Below are 16,504 nucleotides of genomic sequence, written 5' to 3'. Positions count from 1 at the left end.
TCATCTGAGGAGGGGAGCTAGCATCTAGTTCTAAAAACATGCTTTCCACTTCTACCTTGACTCTTAAAGCCCTGATTATTGAAGACGAGCCGCTGGCCGCCCGACGCCTTACGGAGCTGTTGCGCAAGCAGGATCAGCCGGTAGAGGTTATCGGCAAGGCCGAATCGGTGGCGGAAGCGGAGGCCTTGCTGCAGTCGTTGCGGACGGCGCCGGATGTGCTGTTTCTGGATATTCATCTGGCCGATGGCCTCAGCTTCGAGCTGTTTGAGCGCCTGGAAATCACCAGTCCCGTCATCTTCACCACGGCGTATGATAAGTATGCGCTGCGGGCCTTCAAAGTAAACAGCGTCGACTACCTCCTCAAGCCCATCGACCCGGAGGAGCTGACGGCGGCCCTAGCGAAATTGCAGCGCCAGCGCGAAGCTGCTACCCCCGCATTCGACGCCAACCTGCTGGCTCAGGTGCTGCGCCAGGCCCAGCCAGCCAAGGAATATAAGTCGCGGTTTGTGGTGCGCGTGGGAGAGCACCTGAAGGCCATTCCAGTGGAACAGATTGCCTACTTCGCCAGCCTCGAAAAAGTCACGCTGCTGCACACCCGAGAAGGCCGCAAGTTTGTCGTCGACTACACCCTGGAACAGCTGGAGGGCATGCTCGACCCGACCGAATTCTTCCGGCTCAACCGCGCCTACCTGGCCCACGCCGAGGCCATCCACGACATCATCCACTACACCAACTCCCGCCTCCAAACTATCCTCAAGCCCACCGCCCCCGACAACGACACCGTGCTCGTAAGCCGCGAAAAAGTAGCCGCGTTTAAAGCGTGGCTAGATCGATGAGTTGGTGTTAGAGTAGTGAGATGAAGAGGTAATGAGGAAGTAAGCTTGGTAAGGATTAGAGCTAGTTCCCCTCCTCAGATGAGGAGGGGCTAGGGGTGGTTGAAATACTAGAACTAGAAAACTATGCTTAGCCTGCCGTTCAACGATGAGTCAACCACCCCTAACCCCTCCTCATCTGAGGAGGGGAACTAGCTCAGTTCCTCCTACTTTCTCATCGCTTTAATTGATCGGTTTTCACCCTTCCAGCCAATTCTTTACCGCTCCTGCTTTCTCTCGACTCACCAACACCTCGTCGCTGGGCGCAGGTTGTAGATCTAGCAGCAGTTTGCCGTTAAAGTGCGGGTGTAGGCGTTGCACGGCGGGCAGTTGGGCGATGAACTGGCGGTTGAGGCGGAAAAACAGGCTAGGATCGAGCAGGCTTTCCAACTGTTCTAGGGTGTAGTCGACCACGAAGCGGCGGCCGTCGGTGGCGGCGAGGGTGGTGGTTTCGTGGCGGCTCTGGAACCAGGCCACTTGCGCAGCGGGCAGAGGCAATAGCTGCTCGCCACTGCGGACAAGAAAACGGGTTTTGTACTGGCGGTCGGGGCGGGGCAGGGCATCCAGTAGCCGCTCCAGTCGGTGGGCCGTGGCGTCCTTTTCGGGGAGGGTAACAACAGCTGTTCCCGGTGCTGTGCGCCACTCGCGGAGTTTGGTGAGGGCCGCCTGCAGTTCTGCTAGCTTCACGGGTTTCAGCAGATAATCGACGCTATTGGCCTTGAAAGCGCGGATGGCGTAGGCATCGTAGGCCGTGGTGAAGATGATGGGGCTGCGCACCACGGCTTGCTCGAATACTTCCAGGCTAAGCCCGTCGGCAAGTTGAATATCAGACAAAATCAGGTCGGGCGCGGGGTGGGTATTGAGCCATTGCAAGGCGCCGGCCACGCTGTCGAGGACGGCTACGACCAGCGCTTCGGGCGCGGCCTGGCCTAGCAGCCGCTGCAGCCGCTCGGCGGCCGGATATTCATCTTCGAGCAGCAAAACTGTCATTGAGAAAAGCAACGTTGAACAGAGGGAGAAGTATGAATTACATGCCGGCGGTGCCCATGAAGCCTTACGCTGTAGCACTGCGAATTCTGACAGGCATAAGCAGAGCAGCAGGCTTAGGGCTGAGATTCGTGAAACGGTTTCAGCAGGGCCTGAAAGAACGGCAGGTACAAGGCAAAATACCACGTCCAGGCCATAAAAAGCAGCTGCAGCGGAATGCGGAACCAGAGGTAGCGCGGGCCGGGGCCATCTGGGGCGCCGGTTTGGTAGTTGAGGTGGCCTAGCGCGGCGTGAATGTTGGCCGGCAGAATCAGCACGAAGAACAGCAGCAGGCAGTAAGCAGTACGCTCGCGCCACTCGGGGAGCAGCAGGCCCACAGCGGCGGCCAGTTCCAACACCCCCGTGGCATATAGTAGCGCTTTTTTGGCGGGCAGAAACTCCGGGAGCATCCGCATCATGCCTTGGGTAAAAGCAAAGTGCCCGATGGCGGTAAACACCAGCATGGCCGACATAGCGCCCGTGCCGGCCAGCACGAAATCAGCCTCGCCAAATACGAAATGCGTGCCAGCCGCCAGCACGCCGAATGCAATCAAAAGAACAAGCAGTGGTTTCATGGCGAGGAGGGTAAAAGAGTGGCCTAGGAGGCGCTGAGCAGTGGCAGCCGCACCCGAAACCAACCATCGTCGGTGCTGACTTCTACGGGCCTCGGCGCTTGTAGCAATTCGTAGCGGTGGCGCACGTTGCGTAGGCCAGTGCCGGTGCCCGGTGCCAGGCCCGCCGTGCGCGGACGCAGCGTGTTTTCGACGGTAAAATATCCTGTCGCCGTATCGGCGGTGAGGCGCAGTTCCAGAGGGTGCTCCCGCGAGGCTACGTTATGCTTCAGGGCGTTTTCTACGAGTAACTGCACACTGAGCGGGGCTACCAACTGGCCTAGCGCTTCGGGTGGCACGTGCTGGGTCACGCGCAGGTTGTCGCGAAAACGAACCTTGTGCAGGGCCAGGAAAACATCCACAAAAGCCAGCTCTTCACTGAGCAGCACGGTGGTTCGCTCGCGGGCCAGCAGCACGTAGCGGTACACGTCGGAGAGCTGTTCTACAAACTGCTGGGCAGGTTCGTTTTCGGGCTCGATGAGGGCGGAAAGGGTGTTGAGGGAGTTGAACAGAAAGTGCGGATCGAGCTGACTTTGCAGGGCTTCGAGCTGACTTTGTACGCCGGCGCTCTGAAGCTGTTCGGCCCGCCGCACATTGTCGGCCCACTGCCGAAAGAAGTTCGAGCTTTCGTAAATCAGCTGCACCACAACCGTCGGGACCATATTCAGGCCGAACTCAAACCAGAACGTAGGCCAGTCGAGCCGGGTGTTTTGCAGCATCCCCACGATGCTGTCCAGGATCAGCGTAACGACGGCTGCGATGGTGGTATTGAGTGCCGCCAGAAGCCACAGGCGGCGCACGGTTTGATCGACGTGCGGGAAGCGGCGAAACAGCGCAATCCAGAGGGCCCGACCCGTAAACCAAAAAGAGCAGGTGAACAGCAGCGAAACGCCCCAGTTTATCAGAAAGACCGGAAAGGAAGTTACATGCAGGACACCTCGCGGCAACATCACCAGCACCGACAGCACTGGGATGCCGATGAGCAGAAACCACCGGTCGTTTAGGCGAATAGGGGTGGGGCGCTCAGATGCGACGGACATAGATTAAGATTTGCGAGGCAGCTTTTGCACGAAGCTAACCACCACCTGCCGAAACTGAACCGGCTGCTCCAGAAAGGAATAGTGCTTGCCAGGCAGCGTTACTACCTGCTGCTTTGAGAATCGGAACGACTGCGGCGTAGCACCCGTGGTGCGGTCGTCCTGGCCTACAATCACCAGCGTGGGCATAGTGAGCTGGGCCGTAGCGGGCGTGTAGTCCTGACCATAATCGGGCAGGCGGCCACTGAAAACCTGGGTAGCAAAATCCTGGTTGGCAGGCACCGCACGGACAGCACGGCTGGCGCGAGCGGCCAGGGAATCAGCGGAGTATTGGAGCTGGTAGGCCAGTTTCTTTTGCTGTAACGCGCCCATGACCATGCCGAAGCGCTGCATCATCGGGATGTTCGTGTTAGGCTGCTCAGCGGTAGGTAGCAGGGAGGTGCCGACTTGCAGCATGGCTTCCAGCGAAGCCGCGGGGTTCAGCACGCTGTTCACTAAGATTAAGCCTTGCACCCGCTCGGGGTATTTGGTGGCGTAGGCCGTAGCAATGGTTCCTCCGAATGAATGCGCCATCACCACCCATTTCTCTAGGCCTAGGTGCTGGCGCAACTCTTCCAGATCCTGCACCAAGCGTGCCATAGAGTAATCTTTGCGCACTGAGCTGGCCGAGCGTCCGCTACCGCGCTGATCGAAGTAGATCATGCGCAACTGGTCTTCGAGCCGGTTGCCGCCTAGTTTCTCAAACGAGTAGCTGCCCGCGCCCGGCCCGCCATGCACAAACACGCACGGCACCCCCTTCCCCGATACCTGCACAAACAGCTTCACGGAATCCGAGGTGAGCAGGGTAGTAGTGCCAGTGGAGCGGGCGGACTGGTTGGTTTGCGCCAAACACTGGCCTAGGCTAGTCAGAAGCAGCACGCAGGCAATCAGGAAACGCAACGGACGAAGGCAGAGACTGGTCATGGGAGTTGTGAGTAGCAGGTAAGACTAGGGTAGTAACTGCGTCAAACCTCCATAAAATCACGTCTCATTTCCAGCCGAATCGGGGCGAAATGCAGCAGGAGTAGGGCGAAGCAACGAAAGCCCTAGGGCCAACTGAAGCGCTTCGGCTTCCCAGGAAACAAGAAAGCCCAGCCGCCCGGCATTGCTGCCGGACAACTGGGCTAGGGTCCCCACCCATACTTCTTCTCTTAAATAATAGTGCTCATCCCGAGCCTGATGTTGTTGCGGTGTACCTCACAATCGGCAATGTCCAGCACGCTGTAGGCAATGAAGTTGCCGACCTGCTCGGTGGTGTAGAGCGTGGTGGGGTTCAGCTCCGGCGTTACCACTCCTTGGTCGAGGGCGTGTTGCACGGCGTCGCGCACGCAATCGGCTTCCTCTTGCAGGTGGAAGTGGTCGAGGAGCATAGCGGCCGAGAGGATGGTGGCAATGGGGTTGGCAATGCCTTTGCCTTTGGCCTGCGGATAGGAGCCATGGATAGGCTCAAACAGCGCAGCCCCATCACCCACTGATGCTGAGGGCAACAGGCCTAGCGAGCCGGCAATGACTGATGCCTCATCCGAAATGATGTCGCCGAACATGTTTTCCGTCAGGATAACATCAAACTGGCGCGGATTGAGGATAATCTGCATGGCAGCATTGTCCACGAACAGATAGTCGAGGGCTACGCTAGGGTACTCGGGGGCAATGCTCTGCACGGTTTCGCGCCACAGGCGAGAGGTTTCCAGCACGTTAGCTTTATCCACGAGCGTGAGCTTGTGGCGACGCGTTTCAGCGGCCTTGAAGGCCCGGTGCGCGATGCGCAGGATTTCCTCCCGCGAATAGGTGCAGTTGTCGTAGGCCGAGGTGCGGTCCTCGCTGCGGCCTTTCTCACCGAAGTAAATGCCACCCGTTAATTCCCGGAAAATCAGAATGTCGGTGCCTTGGATGCGCTCCGCTTTTAGTGGGGAGTGTTCCAGTAGCTGGTCGTAAGCCGTGATGGGGCGGATGTTAGCGTACAGGCCTAGCGACTTGCGCAGGCCTAGTAGGCCTTGCTCCGGGCGTACTTTGGCCTTGGGGTCGTTGTCATATTTTGGGTCGCCGATGGCACCGAGTAGCACCGCATCGGCCTGGCGGCAGGCATCGAGGGTAGCATCTGGCAGCGGAGTACCCGTGGCATCAATAGCGCAAGCTCCCATCAACTGATAATCGAAGATAAACTCGTGCCCGAAGCGGCTCGACACCGCGCGCAGCACGCGCACCGCCTCGCCGCACACTTCGGGGCCAATACCGTCGCCCGGCAACACCACAATTCGTTTGCTTAGAATACCCATGACCGCTGCTGTTCATAAGCCGTGATGGCCGCCTCCTGGCTAATGAGAAAATCAATGTCGTCGTACCCGTTGATCAGGCACTCTTTTTTGTAAGCGTCCAGCTCGAAGTGAATCGCCTCATCCCAACCCGGTATGGTAAGCGTCTGGGCCTGCAAATCCACCGTCAGTGCGGTATTCGAGTCCTGCGCCACCGCCTCAAAAAGGCCCTGCAACACCTCATCGGAAACTTGCAGCGGCAGTAGGCCAGTATTGAGTGCGTTGCCCCGGAAAATATCAGCGAAGTAGCTGCTGATAACCACTCGGAAACCGGCATCATACAAGGCCCAGGCGGCGTGTTCCCGACTAGAGCCGCACCCGAAGTTCTTGCCGGCTAGCAGAATCTGATGGTCTTGGTAACGGGTGTCGTTCAACACGAAGTCGGGCCTAGGCTGCCCGTCGGCGGTGTAGCGCCAGTCGGCAAACAGGTTCTGACCGAATCCTTCGCGGGTTGTTGCCTTCAGAAAGCGCGCCGGAATGATCTGGTCGGTATCCACATTTTCTATCGGCAGCGGCACCACGCCGGAGCGTAGCGTTTGGAATTTTTCCATGGGGTGGGGAAGGGTTATAAAGTTAGAGCTAGGCTAAGCTCCCCTCCTCAGATGAGGAGGGGTTGGGGGTGGTTGAAGTGGTCTAGAACGGTTTTTAGAACTAGATCTAAAGTTGTTCTTACATCAATCAACCACCCCCTGCCCCTCCTCATCTGAGGAGGGGAGCCTTAGTTCTAGTGTCTAATTCAAGTATTGCGTGATATCCACCAAGCGACCTTCCACCGCTGTAATTGCAGCTACCAGCGGACTGGCCAACAGGGTGCGGGCGCCGGGGCCTTGGCGGCCTTCGAAGTTGCGGTTGGAGGTAGAGACACAGTAGGCACCGGCCGGAATTTTGTCGTCGTTCATGGCTAGGCAGGCGCTGCAGCCGGGCTCGCGCAACTCGAAGCCTGCAGCGGCCAGCACCTTGTCGAGGCCTTCGGCAATGGCTTGCTGCTCTACTTGTTTGGAGCCAGGAACAATGATGGCTTCCACGTGGGCCGCCTTCTGCTTGCCCCGCACGTAGGCCGCTACCGTGCGCAAATCCTCGATGCGCGAGTTGGTGCAACTGCCAATAAATACGTAGTTGATTTCCTTGCCCAGCAGCGACTCGCCCGGCTGAAAGCCCATGTAGCGCAACGACTTATCGAAGCTAGTCGCCTCGCTACCCCCGTTGAGCACCGGAATGTTGGACGAGAGCGGAATGCCCATGCCGGGGTTGGTGCCGTAGGTAATCATGGGCTGAATGGCCGAGGCATCGAACTGCAGCTCTGCGTCGAACACGGCGTCTTCGTCCGAGTACAGGGTCTGCCAATGTGCTACGGCCCGGTCCCAACTCTTGCCCTGGGGCGCAAACCGGCGGCCTTTCAGGTAGTCAAACGTGGTGGCATCGGGGGCAATGAGGCCGCCACGAGCACCCATTTCAATGCTCATGTTGCAGACAGTCATGCGTCCTTCCATGCTCAGGCTCCGGATGGCGCTGCCCGCGTACTCCACGAAGTAGCCGGTGGCGCCGCCGGTGCCCAACTGCGAAATCACATACAAAATCAAATCCTTGGCCGTTACGCCAAGCCGCAGGTCGCCATCTAGGGTAATGCGCATGCGCTTGGGCTTGTCTAGCAAGAGGCACTGCGAGGCCATTACCTGCGTCACCTGGCTGGTGCCAATGCCGAAGGCAATGGTGCCAAACGCGCCGTGGGTAGAAGTGTGGCTGTCGCCGCACACCATGGTCAGGCCCGGCTGCGTAATGCCCAACTCCGGCCCAATTACGTGCACAATGCCTTGGTATTGGTGTCCTAGGCCATAGAGCTCCACGCCAAACTTGGCGCAGTTCTCCGTGAGCTTGTCCACTTGGGATCGGGACAGCGGGTCCTGAATAGGCTGGTCTTGGTGGCGCGTGGGTACGTTGTGGTCGGCGGTGGCAACTATCTGCTCGGGGCGGCGCAGGGTGAGGCCGCGAGCCGTAACCTCGTCGAATGCCTGAGGGCTCGTGACTTCGTGAATCAGATGGCGGTCGATGTAAAACACCGTGAGGCCGCCAGCTACTTCACGCACCACGTGCGCGTCCCAGATTTTATCAAATAAGGTTTTAGACGACATGAGAGTGGGGTGGGATGATTAATCGGAACGACATGCTGCTATTGCTACTCCACCGTCACCAACTGCTCCTGCTCCACCATCACGTGCAAGTCCTCGTCAACCACTTCTTTCTGGCGGTCGGCGAGGACAAGGAAGGAGGCGTAGGCCTTATTGAGTGCGGTGCGGTCGAAGTCGTAGCCGATTTTCTGGAGGCGGTAGGCCAGGGCAGCGCGGCCGGAGCGGGCCGTGAGCACAATGACCGAATCGGGCATGCCCACTTCGCGTGGGTCGATGATTTCGTAGGTTTCGCGGTGCTTGATAACGCCGTCCTGGTGGATACCGCTGGAGTGCGAAAACGCGTTAGCGCCCACAATAGCCTTGTTTGGCTGCACCGGCATCGACATGAGGTGCGACACCATGGCCGAGGTTTCGGCGAGCAGTTTGGTGTTGATGCCCGTCTCGAAGTTGAGGTAGGGATGCTGACGCAGCACCATGACGGCTTCCTCCAGGGCCGTATTGCCGGCCCGCTCACCCACGCCATTAATGGTGCACTCCACTTGCTGCGCTCCGTTGAGCACGCCGGCAATAGAGTTGGCCGTGGCCATGCCCAAATCGTTGTGACAGTGGGTGGAGAGACGCACATGCTCAATGCCGCGCACGTTGTCCACGAGGTACTTGATCTTGGCGCCGTACTCGCTCGGCAAGCAGTAGCCGGTAGTATCGGGAATGTTGAGCACGGTAGCACCGGCGCGAATAGCAGCCTCGCAGACTCGGGCCAAAAACTCATTATCCGTGCGGCCCGCGTCTTCAGCGTAAAACTCCACGTCTTCCACGAAGGACTTCGCCAGCTTCACAGCTGCCACGGCCCGCTCCAATACCTTCTCAGGGGTAGTGCAGAGCTTGAATCGGATGTGCGAATCAGAGGTACCAATACCGGTGTGAATGCGCGGATATTTGGCAGATTTCAACGCCTCAGCGGCTGTAACAATATCGTTTTCCACTGCTCTCGAAAGGCCACAGACGGTAGCGTAGCGCGTTTGAGCTGCAATGGCCGCTACTGCTGCAAAGTCGCCGGGACTTGATACCGGAAAACCAGCCTCAATTACGTCAACACCTAGTAGCTCTAGCTGTCGGGCAATCAGTAGTTTCTCGTCCCGGTTCAGCTTGCAGCCCGGCACTTGTTCCCCGTCGCGCAGGGTCGTGTCGAAGATGTGGATTTTTTGAGTTGCCATGTCGATAGGGTTCTGTCAGCGAAATGTGCTGCCCGCAAGTACATGGCTTCAGTGTGCGAATGAAAACGGTTTCTCGGCACGCCTACTATTTCTAAAAGTTGATTTGTAAATTATAAATTACTGATGATGAGTGGATTGTGTATTAATGAAATACAATGGCCAACATCCTAAAGAACGAAGCTCCCCTCCTCAGATGAGGAGGGGCTGGGGGTGGTTGACCAATCGTTGTTTACAACGCCCGTCATGCTGAGCGGAGTCGAAGCATCTCTACCTCTGGCTAACCAACTGGCCTAACACGGTTCAGGAAAGCGGTAGAGATGCTTCGACTCCGCTCAGCAGGACGGCCTGATAAATTGTTCTAGTAAGTGGTTCTAGGCCAGTTCAACCACCCCCAGCCCCTCCTCATCTGAGGAGGGGAGCTACGTTCTTTCAACTCGAACTACACAAGTAAACTCAGGAAATCTTGCTTGCCGTTGAGGTATTCGTAGCCGAAGCCTTCAGCGGCCATGCGCAACTGGATTCCATCTATATCGTGGGGGCGCTGGACTTCTAGGCCTATAAAGACAGGACCTTTTTCCTTGTTGTTCTTCTTGATGTACTGGAACTGGATGATGTCGTCGCCCTCGTGGAGGACGTTGTTCACGAAGCGGCGGAGGGCGCCGGGCTTCTGATTGAAGGTGACCAAGAAGTAATGCTTGCGGCCTTGGTGGCGCATGGCCCGCTCCTTGATATCCTCCATGCGGGTGATATCGTTGTTTGAGCCACTAAGCACGCACACCACCGTTTTACCCCGAATCTGATCGGCGTACTGGTGCAGGGCTGAGACGCTGAGCGTGCCCGCTGGTTCCAGCACGATGCCTTCCTCGTTGTACATTTTTAGTAGGTCTTCGCAGACCTGGCCTTCCGGTACCAGCGCCACCTCATCCAGTAGTTCCCGGCATAGCTCAAACGTCAGTTCGCCGGGGCACTTCACGGCTGCCCCATCCACGAAGCTCTCGATGTGCTCTAGGGGTTGACGTAGGCCAGTCTGGATAGCGCGCTGCATGGAAGGTGCTCCTAATGGTTGCACGCCAATCAGCTTGGTGTGGGGGCTCAACTGCCGGAACACGCTGCTGACGCCCGAGGCCAGACCACCGCCGCCAATGGGCATGAAGCAATAATCAATGGAGCCGGGGGCGTCGCGCAGAATCTCTAGGCCTACCGTGGCTTGCCCTTCTACAATGGCTAGGTCATCGAAGGGGTGCACGAAGGTGCTGCCGCGCTGGTCGCAGAAATCTTTTGCTGCCTTGTACGTGTCATCGAAGGTGGCCCCAGTCAGGACAACTTCCACTTGGTCTTTCCCGAACAAGCGCACCTTGTTTACCTTCTGCGCCGGGGTTTGGGCGGGCATGAAAATATGGCCCCGCAGCCCCAACAGCTGGCAGGCGTAGGCCACTCCCTGCGCGTGGTTACCGGCGCTGGCACACACCACATCCTTCCCCGACTGCTCCCCGCTCAAGCCGGCCATCTTGTTATACGCCCCCCGAATTTTATAGGAACGCACCACCTGCAGGTCCTCGCGCTTTAGGTACACCTGCGCCCCGTAAGCATCGGATAGGCCTAGGTTGTGTTGCAGCAGCGTTTTGTAAATCACGCCATCGAGCGTGCGCGCCGCTCGCTCCACGTTTTCCAAGCGTACCGTTGGGGCAGAGGTTAGGGTTTCTGGTTCCATAGGGGTAGTTGTGAGCACCAAAAAAGAACGTCATGTCGACCGGAGCGAGACATGACGTTCTTCTAGATTCAATGGTGTAGTTAGCTTAGTTCTTCCACCTTTTCAGTGGCTTTGGAGCGTAGCTCGCGCACGGTGGCGCCGGTCTGCCACAGTTCTGAGTCGCGCACTTCCTTCAGTTCCGCTTCCAACTCCTTGCGGTAGCCGGGGGTAGAACCTCGCTGAATCGTGCGGGCGGCTTCCTGGCCCGAGGCTACGCTGTCGTAGAGCTCATTCAGCACGGGCAGGGTAGCCTCGCGGAAGCGGCCTTTCCAGTCGAGGGCGCCGCGCTGGGCGGTTACGGAGCAGTTGCTGAACATCCAGTCCATGCCGTTTTCGCCAACTAGTGGCACGAGGCTCTGGGTGAGCTCTTCCACGGTTTCGTTGAAGGCCTCAGAAGGGGAATGGCCACGCTGACGCAGCACTTGGTATTGGGCCTCAATGATGCCCGCTAATGCACCCATCAGCACGCCCCGCTCACCAGTAAGGTCAGAGTATACTTCGCGCTTGAAGTCGGTTTCAAACAAGTAGCCCGAGCCTACCCCAATGCCAAGGGCAATAGCCTTCTCGTAGGCCTGTCCGGTAGCATCCTGGAACACGGCAAACGAGGAGTTCAGGCCGCCACCCGCCACAAACAGGCGGCGCAGGCTGGTACCGCTACCCTTGGGAGCTACCAATACCACATCCACATCAGCGGGCGGCACGATGCCAGTCTGGTCATTGAACGTGATGCCGAAGCCGTGCGAGAAATACAGCGTTTTGCCGGGCGTGAGCTTGGCTTTCAATGTAGGCCAGACTGCAATCTGGCCGGCATCAGAGAGGAGGTTGGCGATGATAGTGCCGCGCTCCGCTGCTTCTTCAATGTCGAACAACGTTTCGCCTTCCACCCAACCATCGGCTTCGGCCTTGCTCCACGATGCAGAATCGCGGCGCTGCCCGATGATGACGTTGAAGCCATTGTCGCGCAGGTTTAGCGCCTGGCCAGGGCCCTGCACGCCGTAGCCAATCACGGCAATGGTTTCGTCTTTCAGAATAGCGCGGGCTTTGTCCAAAGGAAATTCGTCGCGGGTCACTACGTGCTCTTCTACGCCGCCAAAGTTGATGGTTGCCATGATGTTGGGTATTGGGTTGGAAGATGAAAATGTCGTTTTGTTGTTTTCAGGCCGTCATGCTGAGCGGAGTCGAAGCATATCTACCGCTTCATTGAAATAGGCCTAGGCCAGTAGTTAGTTAGAGGTAGAGATGCTTCGACTTCGCTCAGCATGACGTGCTTTTTTGCTCACGATGGCGGGTGCTTTCACATCGTGAATACCTTGTCGCGGCTGTTGAGGTAGTCGTTTTCACTGACCTCGTGGCTGGGTTCCACTCGCTCAAACTCGCGGAGTTTGTGGTGAAAGCCTTGGCTGTTTTTGATGATGGCAATGCGGGCCGAGCGCACAAACTCAATGAGGCCATAAGGGGCCAAAACGGATAGAAGTTTGTCGGTTTCCTCGCGGTGGCCAGTGGTTTCGAATACCGTGTAGTCTTTCCGAATCACCACGACGCGGGCGCCATGTTCCCGCAGCAGTCGCTCCACAATCACCCGCTCGGCAATGACATCGGTAGGCACTTTGTACAGCGCCATTTCCTGCCAGATCACGTCCTCGTTGGTATTGAAGTACACCTTCAGCACCTCGATCTGCTTTTCAATCTGCCGGGCTATTTTGCGCACTACCTCCTCGGTTTCCACCACCACAATATTGAAGCGGTGAATGCCTTCAACTTCCGAAGGCGACGTGTTGAGACTCTCGATGTTGATTTTGCGCCGAGAGAAAATGATGGCAATGCGGTTCAGCAGTCCCACCTGATTCTCGGTGTAGGCCGTGATGTTGTACTCCTGCCGTTCGATGGGTTGCTGATTCATGGTTATAAGGGGTAGCTACTAAGCCGTCATGTTGAGCCTGTCGAAGCATCTCTTGCGCTTCGTTGTAGAGGCTTAGTCCAGTAATTAGTCAGCGGTAGAGATGCTTCGGCTGCGCTCAGCATGACGTTCTTTTTTGATCTGTCGGACCGCGTTCTATTTCAGTCGGATTTCACTTACTCCGCAGCCTTGCGGCACCATGGGGAAGATGTTGTTCTCCTTCGTCACCATTACTTCCAGCAGGAAGGAGCCGGGGTGCTCCAGCATTTCGCGCAGGGCTGGTTGCAACTCGGGGCGGCTGTCTACGCGGCGGCCGGCAATGCTGTAGCCACGGGCCACGGTCACGTAATCGGGGCTGGCAATATCCACGAAGGAGTAGCGCCGGTCGTGGAACATCTCCTGCCACTGGCGCACCATGCCTAGGAACTGGTTATTGAGCAGCAGAATCTTCACGTTGACGCCCGTCTGCATGATGGTGCCCAGCTCTTGGATCGTCATCTGAATGCCCCCGTCTCCGATAACAGCTACTACCGTGCGCTCCGGTGCGCCAAACTTGGCCCCGATGGCGGCCGGCAGAGCAAAGCCCATGGTGCCTAGGCCACCGCTGGTAATGTTGCTGCGGGTGTGATTGAGCTTGGCGTAGCGGCAAGCTACCATCTGGTGCTGACCTACATCAGTCACGATGATGGCCTCACCTTGGGTCAGCTCATTCAGCTGCTGAATTACTTCGCCCATCGTCAGCTCGTCGGAGGTCGGAAACAGCTCGTCTTGGATCACGGCCGCTATTTCTTCGGCGTCGTGCTCCGTAAAGCGTTGCCGCCACTCGGGGTAGGAGCGGGGCTCTACTAGCTGCGTGAGCAGGGGAAGGGTTTCTTTGCAGTCGCCCCACACCGGCACGGTGGCCTTCACGTTCTTGTCGATTTCCGTGGGGTCGATGTCGAGGTGAATGATTTGGGCTTGCTTGGCATATTTATCTAGGCGGCCCGTTACCCGGTCGTCGAAACGCATGCCGATGGCAATGAGCACGTCGCACTCATTGGTCAGCACGTTGGGGCCGTAGTTGCCGTGCATGCCCAGCATGCCCACGTTGAGCGGGTGGCCGGTGGGTAGGGCGCCAGCGCCAAGAATGGTCCAGGCGGCTGGAATGCCGCTTTTCTCAATGAACTTTTTGAACTCCTGCTCGGCCTGGCCTAGCAATACGCCTTGGCCCCAGAGCACCAACGGCCGCTTGGCTTGGTTGATGAGAGCAGCTGCCTGCGCCACGTACTCGTGCCGAATAAGTGGCCTAGGCCTATAGCTGCGGATGTGGGTGCAGGGCTGGTACGGCTCAAAGTCGGCCTTCTGAATCTGAGCGTTTTTGGTGATGTCAATCAGCACCGGACCAGGCCTACCGCTGCGCGCGATGTAAAAGGCTTTGGCCAGTACCTCCGGAATCTCGCTGGCATCTGTTACTTGGTGGTTCCACTTGGTAACCGGCGTTGTGATGTTGATGATGTCGGTTTCCTGGAAGGCATCGGTGCCCAGCAAATGCGCGAATACCTGCCCCGTGATGCACACCAGCGGCGTACTGTCAATCTGGGCGTCGGCTAGGCCAGTCACGAGGTTAGTAGCACCGGGGCCGCTAGTCGCGAAGACCACTCCCACCTTGCCCGACGAACGCGCATAGCCCTGGGCCGCGTGAATGCCGCCTTGCTCGTGGCGCACCAACACGTGGTTTAGCTGCTCCTTGAAGTCGTAGAGCGCATCATAAATCGGGATGATGGCACCGCCGGGGTAGCCGAATACGGTGTCCACGCCCTCCGCCAGCAGCGCGTGCAGCGTAGCCTGTGCTCCCGAAAGCGTTTGGGTGCTAAGCTCCGCCGTGGCTACGGCCGTTTCAGGCGAGGTTGGCGCGGGCTGGGGTTGTGGATTCATGTACATGGTCTTCCTGGTAATCAGTGATACAGCCGCGGCTCGCGTCGCTGACCGTGCGGATATACTTCAGCAGCACGCCTTGTTGCACGTTGGGCCGGGGCCGCTGCCACTGCTGGCGGCGTAGCTCCAGCAGCGCGTCATCTACCTGCACATCAATGGTGTTGGTGCCGGCGTCCAGCACAATCCAGTCGCCATCTTCCACCAGCGCGATGGTGCCGCCATCGTAGGCCTCGGGGCAGACGTGCCCAATCACGAAGCCGTGCGTGCCACCTGAGAAGCGGCCGTCTGTAATGAGCGCTACCTTGTCGCCTAGGCCTGCCCCAATGATGGCTGAGGTCGGCTTGAGCATTTCCGGCATGCCGGGTCCGCCCTTGGGCCCCACATAGCGAATCACGACCACATGACCCGGCTGAATCTTACCCTGCGTGATGCCTTCGTTCAGCTCTTCTTCGGAGTTGAACACAATAGCCGGACCTTCAAACCGGAGGCCTTCCTTCCCCGTGATTTTCGCCACGGCGCCTTTCTCGGCCAGATTGCCATACAGAATCTGAATGTGGCCGTCGGCTTTAATGGGGTTATCCAGAGGGCGAAGCAAATCCTGTTCGGCGCCCAGGGGCTGCACGTTAGCGAGGTTTTCGGCCAGGGTTTGGCCCGTTACCGTCAGCAGGTCGCCGTGGAGCAGGCCTAGGTTCAGTAGGGTTTTCATCACGGCTGGCACACCGCCTAGGGCCGAGAGGTCTTCCATCAGGTACTTGCCGCTGGGCTTGAGGTCGGCCAGCACCGGCGTGCGGTTACTCACGGCCTGGAAGTCCTCCATCGTGAGGTGCACGCCAGCGGCGTGGGCAATGGCAATCAGGTGGAGCACCGCGTTGGTAGAGCCGCCGAGCACGGTGGTCATCACCAAGGCATTTTCGAAGGCTTCGCGAACCAGAATGTCGCGGGGCTTGAGGTCAAGTTCGAGTAGGCGGCGCAGGTAGGAGCCGGCCGTGAGGCACTCCTGCTGCTTCTCCTGACTCACTGCTGGGGAGGACGAGGAAAACGGGACGCTCATGCCCAGCGTTTCTATGGCCGCCGCCATGGTGTTAGCTGTGTACATGCCCCCACACGCCCCCGGACCCGGGCAGGCGTTGTGGATGATGCCCTTGTAATCCTCGTCCGATATCTGCCCCTGCAGCTTCTTGCCATAGGCCTCAAAGCACGACACAATGTTGAGCTGCTGCCCCTTAAACGAGCCGCCCTTAATAGTGCCTCCGTACACCATCAAGGAAGGCCGGTTCAGTCGCGCCATAGCAATGAGAGCACCGGGCATATTCTTGTCGCAGCCCATCACGCAGGCCAGCGCATCGTAGTTGTGCGCCCCGGCCATGGCTTCAATGGAATCAGCAATGATTTCCCTGGAAACCAAGGAGTAGCGCATGCCCGCCGTGCCGTTGGTAATTCCGTCGCTGACCCCAATCGTGTTAAACCGCAGTCCTACCAGGCCTTGCTCTTGCACGCCTACTTTCACCTGGTCGGCAAGGCCATTGAGGTGCATGTTACACGTGTTGCCCTCGAACCCCGTGGAGCAGATGCCCACAAATGGCTTGTGCAAATCAGCATCCGAAAGCCCCGAGCCAATGAGCATGGCTTGGGACGCCGGCAGGCTGTCGTCCTGGGTGTAGATGCGACTGTATTTATTCAGGGCCATGGGTGGAGTTTGTGCTATG

The 16,504-nt window shown here is 58.1% G+C and carries 14 protein-coding genes; 1 reads left to right on the top strand and 13 read right to left on the bottom strand.

The genetic code is table 11. From position 1 onward, the window contains the following. The first annotated feature begins 38 nt into the window (after positions 1-38). Positions 39-836 (top strand): LytR/AlgR family response regulator transcription factor, encoded by a 798-nt coding sequence (locus ACYVGU_RS10070; protein ID WP_460621934.1) that lies wholly within the window; start codon positions 39-41, stop codon positions 834-836. Between the two features lie 234 nt (positions 837-1,070). On the opposite strand, the gene ACYVGU_RS10065 is transcribed toward ACYVGU_RS10070, so the two are convergent. From ACYVGU_RS10065 to ilvD, 13 genes are all read right to left on the bottom strand, one after another. Beyond that, entirely contained in the window at positions 1,071-1,862 is a 792-nt protein-coding gene (locus ACYVGU_RS10065; protein ID WP_460621933.1) for a LytR/AlgR family response regulator transcription factor, read from the bottom strand. Between the two features lie 113 nt (positions 1,863-1,975). Further along, complete coding sequence (locus tag ACYVGU_RS10060; protein WP_460621932.1) at positions 1,976-2,473, bottom strand: DoxX family protein; 498 nt, start codon at positions 2,471-2,473, stop codon at positions 1,976-1,978. Between the two features lie 23 nt (positions 2,474-2,496). Beyond that, entirely contained in the window at positions 2,497-3,549 is a 1,053-nt protein-coding gene (locus ACYVGU_RS10055) for a sensor histidine kinase (RefSeq protein WP_460621931.1), read from the bottom strand. 3 nt (positions 3,550-3,552) lie between these two features. Beyond that, positions 3,553-4,509 carry an alpha/beta fold hydrolase gene (locus tag ACYVGU_RS10050; RefSeq protein ID WP_460621930.1) on the bottom strand — a complete coding sequence of 319 codons (957 nt, stop codon included), beginning with the start codon at positions 4,507-4,509 and terminating at the stop codon, positions 3,553-3,555. A gap of 227 nt (positions 4,510-4,736) precedes the next feature. After that, complete coding sequence (leuB, locus tag ACYVGU_RS10045) at positions 4,737-5,861, bottom strand: 3-isopropylmalate dehydrogenase (RefSeq protein ID WP_460621929.1); 1,125 nt, start codon at positions 5,859-5,861, stop codon at positions 4,737-4,739. Further along, positions 5,849-6,448, bottom strand: coding sequence for a 3-isopropylmalate dehydratase small subunit (gene leuD, locus ACYVGU_RS10040; RefSeq protein ID WP_460621928.1), 600 nt, complete (start codon positions 6,446-6,448; stop codon positions 5,849-5,851). Before leuD ends, leuB begins: the two co-directional genes overlap by 13 nt. A 180-nt stretch (positions 6,449-6,628) precedes the next feature. After that, entirely contained in the window at positions 6,629-8,026 is a 1,398-nt protein-coding gene (leuC, locus tag ACYVGU_RS10035; RefSeq protein ID WP_460621927.1) for a 3-isopropylmalate dehydratase large subunit, read from the bottom strand. 44 nt (positions 8,027-8,070) lie between these two features. Beyond that, positions 8,071-9,237 carry a 2-isopropylmalate synthase gene (locus ACYVGU_RS10030; RefSeq protein ID WP_460621926.1) on the bottom strand — a complete coding sequence of 389 codons (1,167 nt, stop codon included), beginning with the start codon at positions 9,235-9,237 and terminating at the stop codon, positions 8,071-8,073. A 439-nt stretch (positions 9,238-9,676) separates the two neighbouring features. Beyond that, positions 9,677-10,948 carry a threonine ammonia-lyase IlvA gene (ilvA, locus tag ACYVGU_RS10025; protein WP_460621925.1) on the bottom strand — a complete coding sequence of 424 codons (1,272 nt, stop codon included), beginning with the start codon at positions 10,946-10,948 and terminating at the stop codon, positions 9,677-9,679. A gap of 80 nt (positions 10,949-11,028) precedes the next feature. After that, on the bottom strand, positions 11,029-12,096 hold the full coding sequence (ilvC, locus tag ACYVGU_RS10020) for a ketol-acid reductoisomerase (RefSeq protein WP_460621924.1): 1,068 nt from the start codon (positions 12,094-12,096) through the stop codon (positions 11,029-11,031). A 185-nt stretch (positions 12,097-12,281) separates the two neighbouring features. Then, complete coding sequence (gene ilvN, locus ACYVGU_RS10015) at positions 12,282-12,887, bottom strand: acetolactate synthase small subunit (protein WP_460614692.1); 606 nt, start codon at positions 12,885-12,887, stop codon at positions 12,282-12,284. A gap of 153 nt (positions 12,888-13,040) precedes the next feature. Further along, entirely contained in the window at positions 13,041-14,798 is a 1,758-nt protein-coding gene (gene ilvB, locus ACYVGU_RS10010; protein WP_460621923.1) for a biosynthetic-type acetolactate synthase large subunit, read from the bottom strand. Beyond that, positions 14,761-16,485 (bottom strand): dihydroxy-acid dehydratase, encoded by a 1,725-nt coding sequence (gene ilvD / locus ACYVGU_RS10005; RefSeq protein WP_460621922.1) that lies wholly within the window; start codon positions 16,483-16,485, stop codon positions 14,761-14,763. Before ilvD ends, ilvB begins: the two co-directional genes overlap by 38 nt. Between the last annotated feature and the right edge of the window lie 19 nt (positions 16,486-16,504).

The sequence above is a fragment of the Hymenobacter tenuis genome, from assembly GCF_054780495.1.
Note: the sequence above shows the minus strand (reverse complement) of the source record. Positions and strands in the feature narration are given on the sequence as shown.